The sequence below is a fragment of the Acinetobacter sp. RIT698 genome, from assembly GCF_009668065.1.
GTDB lineage: Bacteria > Pseudomonadota > Gammaproteobacteria > Pseudomonadales > Moraxellaceae > Acinetobacter > Acinetobacter guillouiae.
In genome coordinates, this window is record NZ_WJYH01000054.1 from 21,918 (window position 1) to 27,917 (window position 6,000).

The 6,000-nt window shown below is 37.6% G+C and carries 7 protein-coding genes; 5 read left to right on the forward strand and 2 right to left on the reverse strand.

The window, feature by feature from the left end:
* Positions 1 to 394 precede the first annotated feature (394 nt).
* The 3 genes from GJV03_RS18295 (at position 395) to GJV03_RS18305 (ending at position 2,716) form a co-directional block, all read left to right on the forward strand.
* Positions 395 to 739 carry a hypothetical protein gene (locus GJV03_RS18295; RefSeq protein WP_004721836.1) on the forward strand — a complete coding sequence of 115 codons (345 nt, stop codon included), beginning with the start codon at positions 395 to 397 and terminating at the stop codon, positions 737 to 739.
* A gap of 101 nt (positions 740 to 840) precedes the next feature.
* Positions 841 to 1,542, forward strand: coding sequence for a VIT family protein (locus tag GJV03_RS18300; RefSeq protein ID WP_151958027.1), 702 nt, complete (start codon positions 841 to 843; stop codon positions 1,540 to 1,542).
* A gap of 130 nt (positions 1,543 to 1,672) precedes the next feature.
* Complete coding sequence (locus tag GJV03_RS18305; RefSeq protein WP_154130770.1) at positions 1,673 to 2,716, forward strand: nitronate monooxygenase; 1,044 nt, start codon at positions 1,673 to 1,675, stop codon at positions 2,714 to 2,716.
* Between the two features lie 55 nt (positions 2,717 to 2,771).
* Here GJV03_RS18305 and GJV03_RS18310 read toward each other — a convergent pair whose 3' ends face one another.
* Positions 2,772 to 3,278 carry a DinB family protein gene (locus GJV03_RS18310; RefSeq protein ID WP_154130771.1) on the reverse strand — a complete coding sequence of 169 codons (507 nt, stop codon included), beginning with the start codon at positions 3,276 to 3,278 and terminating at the stop codon, positions 2,772 to 2,774.
* A gap of 203 nt (positions 3,279 to 3,481) precedes the next feature.
* Here GJV03_RS18310 and GJV03_RS18315 point away from each other — a divergent pair, with 203 nt between their 5' ends.
* The gene (locus tag GJV03_RS18315) at positions 3,482 to 4,075 is read left to right on the forward strand and encodes a DUF4291 domain-containing protein (RefSeq protein ID WP_154130772.1); all 594 of its coding nucleotides are present in this window, start codon (positions 3,482 to 3,484) and stop codon (positions 4,073 to 4,075) included.
* 43 nt (positions 4,076 to 4,118) lie between these two features.
* Here the strand turns inward: GJV03_RS18315 and dusB are convergent, their stop codons facing one another.
* Positions 4,119 to 5,135 carry a tRNA dihydrouridine synthase DusB gene (gene dusB, locus GJV03_RS18320; protein WP_289845653.1) on the reverse strand — a complete coding sequence of 339 codons (1,017 nt, stop codon included), beginning with the start codon at positions 5,133 to 5,135 and terminating at the stop codon, positions 4,119 to 4,121.
* 303 nt (positions 5,136 to 5,438) lie between these two features.
* On the opposite strand from dusB, the gene GJV03_RS18325 reads away from it, so the two are divergent.
* Complete coding sequence (locus GJV03_RS18325) at positions 5,439 to 5,780, forward strand: hypothetical protein (RefSeq protein ID WP_154130774.1); 342 nt, start codon at positions 5,439 to 5,441, stop codon at positions 5,778 to 5,780.
* Positions 5,781 to 6,000 lie beyond the last annotated feature (220 nt).

Here is a 6,000-nt window from a genome sequence, read left to right on the forward strand (position 1 = left end):
TCACTTTTAATTTAATTTTTTGAGCACTAATATTGTGCCACAAAGCTTCAAATTGTCAGATTTTTTTCAACAAGGTCACTTTCCAATAACTAATATCATAAATTGAGTGGATCTTAAACCTTATCTTGATTTAATTTTAACAATACAGTATTAAAAAACTTACTTTTTATCATTGGTTATTTTATTGATACTGGAAGTTCAAATATAAAGTGAGTCTATTGATATTATATGAAGCTTTTATTAAAACCAGATTTGTGCACTATTATTTGATATAAGATAAATTGATCTTATAAAAACTTTACATTTTATTTTTTGATTTGGTTATTTTTTGTGTTTATATTTATTTCATCCAACTGCTGGATGCCAAAAATTAATTCAAAAAAGGTACAAGACAATGAATAAACTTCTACTCTCTCTTGGTCTGATTGCAACGATTGCACTTGTTGGTTGTAATAAAGATAAAGCTCCAGAAACAGGGGCGACCGCAGGTGAACATGCTGCAAATGCGGTAGAACAAGCAAAACATGATGCAGAACATGCAGCGCAAAATGCAGCTGATGCAACTGCTAAAGCTGCGGATAATGCAGCAAATGCAACTGCGACTGCTGTAGATCATGCCGCTGATGCAACAGCACATGCTGCCGATGCAACTGTTGATGCTGCTAAAGATGCCACTGCAACTGCAGCTGGTGCTGTTGAAAAAGGTGCTGCGGACGTTAAAGAAAAAGCGAGCCAATAGTTTTAATCTGAAAAAAAGCTCCTAAATATAGGAGCTTTTTTATATTTGTCATATATTTAGATTATCAATGAATCAGCTTTCAGTTACTTGGAGTTTTGTTTATGCCACATTCTCATCACCTAGAACAGCATTTTATACAACGTACAGGCTGGTTAAGGGCAGCAGTCTTAGGTGCAAATGATGGCATCATTTCTGTGACCAGTTTAGTGATGGGAATGGCAGCAAGTGGTGCGTCTAGTCACACGCTATTGATTACCTGTATTGCGGGATTGATTTCAGGTGCAACCTCAATGGCCGCTGGTGAATATATCTCCGTTAAATCCCAATCAGATATCGAAGCAGCGGATTTAAAAGTCGAAGCTCGTGAATTAGAAAAAAACCCGCACTTAGAGCTTAAAGAACTGACTCACATTTATATTCAACGCGGTTTAGATCCCGAATTGGCGCATCAAGTAGCTGTTCAACTCACAGAAAAAGATGCCTTGGAAGCGCATGCACGTGATGAAATTGGGATCAATGAAGCAACTGTAGCAAGACCATTACAGGCTGCTGGTTCTTCAGCATTATCGTTTTCAATAGGTGCCTTATTTCCAACATTGTCGATTCTGTTTAGCCCCGAAGCATATTTAGAAAAAATTGTTTTAGTAGTAGGTATCTTATCGCTGGTCATACTCGGTGCTTTATCCAGCTATTTTGCGGGTACATCAATACTCAAGGGTAGTTTCCGTGTGGCAGTATGGGGAATTATTGCAATGGCGTTCTCAAGCTGGATTGGTTCACTGTTTCAAGTCACTCCAATGTAATCTCCACCTGTCTAAAATAACTCACACCTTAAAGATGTATTTAAATTATATTTTTATAATAAATACCGAACATAATTTGCTTATTCCAATTGGCTTGGGCAAAGTAACTTAAAACTCAAGGAGCTTAAGTATGTCTTTATTAGAACAATTAGGGATAAAACATCCCATCTTACTTGCACCAATGGCAGGAGTTTCTACCCCACTATTGGCTGCAGAAGTATCAAATCAAGGGGCTTTAGGCGCTTTAGGGCTTGGTGCAAATACCGTAGATTCTGCACTTCAACAAATTCAAGAAACCCAAGTGTTAACATCACGTCCTTTTCAATTAAATTTTTTCTGTCATGAATCAACAGCATTAAACACTGAATCTAATACGCTGTGGAGTCAACATTTAGCAGCTGAATTTAAAAAATTTGGCGCAAATCCACCCACACAATTAAAATGCATTTACCCAAGCTTTAAAGATAATGATGATTTTTTAAACCTCTGTTTAGACACTCAACCCAAAGCGGTAAGTTTTCATTTTGGTATCCCGCATCAATATCAAATTCAAAAATTAAAACAGGCCGGTATCATCATTCTGGTTTCTGCAACCAATCTAACTGAAGCGCTGGCTATTGAAGAAGCTGGGATTGATATTATTGTGGCTCAAGGTATCGAAGCAGGTGGGCATCGCGGTATTTTTAACGCTCAAATTGATGGTGCAATTAAAACCTCAGATCTAGTCACGCTTATCAAAAAACATAGCTCGCTGCCTGTCGTTGCAGCAGGCGGTATTATGAATGGGCAACAAGCCAAAGCCATGTTAAATCTTGGTGCTGATGCCGTGCAATTGGGAACGGCTTTTGTGCAATGTAAAACATCAAACGCCAATCCAGCATATCGCAAGGCCTTATTTGATCATCCACTCACTCAAATTACCTCAAGCATTTCAGGTCGTCCAGCACGTGGCATCATCAATCATTGGCAAGCGAGGATTGATCAGCCCGACCGTCCACATGTAGCCGCCTACCCTTATGCCTATGATTTGGCAAAACAGCTAAATGCTTTCGCGGTGCAACATGGTGATACTGGCTTTGGTGCATTCTGGGCTGGAAGTAATGTTGGACAGATCCGTGAATTAGAAGCTCAAGATCTGGTTAATCAGTTGGTTGTGGAAATGAACCATTCTTAATGCTCAACTCAGCTGTCAATAGAAGCTGAACTGCAGCAGCTTCTATTTATACTTATTATGCTTGGCTTTGTTCAACTAACATATACACTAAATCTAATTCAGGGCATGCATAACCCAATCCTGTCATTGCAGCGGTAATTTGCCCACGATGATGAGTGCCATGATTAAAAACATGCATAAGTGTGGCAGCATAAGGCAAAGTCAGTTCTTGTCCAGAAACTCGTTTATAGGTTAAATCTGCATTTAAGGTTTTTTCATCTAACTGCTCTAGAAACTCAATCCAATTCTTCGACTTCTTTTGTAATTCATCTAGTAATAGTGTTTTTCCGGTTTGGATCATTGTATTTAATGCAATTGCAGGTGATACCCCCTGCTTAAAGCGTGAATACCAGAGATAATGCTCACCCAACAATAGATGATTCAAGGTGCCAACAATGCTTTTAAAGTAAAGACCAACATCCTTGTTAAAATCATCATCGGATACAACTTTTAAACTTTCACAAAGACGCTGGGTTGCCCAGATATTGTATTGTGCCAGTATTCTGAAAGAATCTTTATTCATGACTTAAATACCATCATTGTGGGTATATAAAATATAATCAGCTTGATAAAAATGCCATTTTGACTAGAATAGCGACAAAATCAATAAAGCTAGCTTGATGCTCATGTTAAATCAAATTTTTTGCCAATCGGTGAATCATTTTCCACTTATTTGATTAAGTTTTAAATTTTTAACAACTTTTCAAAATACAAGTGAGATTTATCATGTCTGCATATCATCAAATACGTGCGCTATATGACCGCGACACGATTACAGTTTATCAAGCCTATAACCAACAAATTGCACAGTTGGCGGTACAACAACAAAAGTTTGTTTCGCTCTTTTCCTTTCACAGAATGACATGGATAAAACCTTCATTTTTATGGCTAATGGAAAGAAGTCATTGGGCAACAAAATCCAACCAAAATCATATTTTGGCAATCCGTATTCAACGTGATTTTTGGGAATATTTACTCAAGCAAAGTATCCATACAGACCCGATACTCTCTGCGCATAAAAATGGCGAACTCTGGTTTGAGTCTTTTGAAAATGCCAAAGTTCATATTCAGTGGGATCCTGAACGGAATTTAAAGGGAACTAAGCTTGAACAGCGTAGTATTCAAATTGGGATTAGTCGTTTTTTAATTCAAGCATTTAACAACACTGCGATTCACTCAATCCAAGATATTACCCCTCTTGTAACTAAGATGGCGCAATTTCGACGTTTAGGAAAGTATAAACACGCTGAAAAACTCTTGCCTAAACAACGTATTTATCCTTTGAACGACGCATTAAAAAAACATTTGGTGATTGGTTGATTCAGTATGGGAGTTCGCTTCCATACTAATTACACCTTATTGATTACACATCCAATAAATTTAGCGATTCAACCTGTACATCACTCATCGTATTGCCTTGTTCAAGCAAGTGATTAAAGTAAGCCTCAACAACTTTTGCTTGTGCTACAGTGCTTTCCACTTTGTACATATTTTGACGGAATTCATTACTTGAATGTAAGCCTTTGGTGTACCAAGCAATATGCTTACGTGCAATTCGGCAACCTGAGTATTCACCATAGAACTGATAAAGTTCAGACAAATGTCCCAGTAAAACTTGTTTTACTTCTTGAATATCTGGTGCTGCTAAATACTCACCTGTTTTTAAATAATGAGCAATTTCACGAAAAATCCACGGACGCCCTTGGGCTGCACGTCCAATCATGACGGCATCAGCACCAGTATAGTCCAATACATATTTGGCTTTCTCTGGACTGTCGATATCACCATTGGCAATTACAGGAATAGTGAGCATCTGTTTGACTTCTTTAATCAAACTATAACGTGCTGTATTTAAATACATATCCTCACGAGTCCGACCATGTAAAGCTAAGGCTGCAATTCCTGCTTCTTCTGCTCGTTTCGCCACACGGATAATATTCTCATGACCATTTAAAAAACCTAACCGCGTTTTTAACGTCACAGGCACATCAACTGCTTTTACCACTGCATCTAAAATTCGGGCAACCAAATCTTCATCTTTCAGCAATGCCGAACCTGCCAATTTATTACAGACTTTTTTTGCTGGGCATCCCATATTGATATCAACAATTTGCGCACCATTTGCAACTTGATAACGTGCTGCTTCAGCCAACTGATCTGGTTCAGAGCCTGCAATTTGTGCTGAAATCGGCGCTAATTCACCATCAAAATTTGCCCGATATAGACTCTTTTTGGTCATACGTAAGGTCTGATCAGAGGTCATCATTTCACTTACCGCATGCCCAGCACCAAAGTATTTGCACAGTGTCCTAAACGGACGGTCTGTGACTCCGGCCATAGGTGCGACCCAAAGTTTCTTATCTATTGATTTATCAAACAATTCTGTAATAACGTTGTTTTGACTCAATTTCTGTGACCTCTTTAAACTTCTTTGAATCGCCTGTTATTGACTTCTAATGCTCATTTGTTGCACTTTATTTGCACCGCAAAATATTTATGATGCAATTTGCATGGGTACAGCGACTAGATAGTCAATAAAGATGGTACTTTGTGTTATGGTACCTAAATATGCTTACAACGTGAAAACTATCCACCTATGCAGTTTTAAAAAACTTTCAGCAAAAAATCATTAGCTGATGAGTGGATTAAAAGAACTGAAGCTGAAATCGAATTAAACCCAGAAATGATGCTCAATCCAAAAAAAGAACTAAAGCATCGTACTTTGGTCGAGTTTATTCATAAGTATTTAGAAGAAGCGGATAGTTTTGCACGGACTAAGACTGGTGCACTTACTACTCACATTGCTAGTTTAGAGATTTCTGAGAAAAATATCTATTCCTTAACTCGTCAAGATTTTTCAGAAAATGTTATTTCACTTCGTAAGGGCGAACCATTGAAAGGTGTAGATGGTGTTGCTTCAACTACTACTTTAAAAGATATGAGTTATATTAAAGTGGTAGTTGTTTATGCTGAGTATGTTTGGCTGGTTAAACCTTTCACCATGCAAAATCATACACATACATAATAATTAAAAATTTATAAAGGACATATCACATTCACTCATCGGAACAATCCTATGTTTTTTCGACCAAATTCCTTCAGTGGTAAGCTGCCCATTTTTACCAAACTGCCCCCTAATCACATTATCATTTTTAGTAATTCATAAAATTTTATTGAACTTTTTAAAATTTGCTTCTAATCGCCATAGAGCTAGATGATCCCCCAATAAAAATATTTCCGAGAAT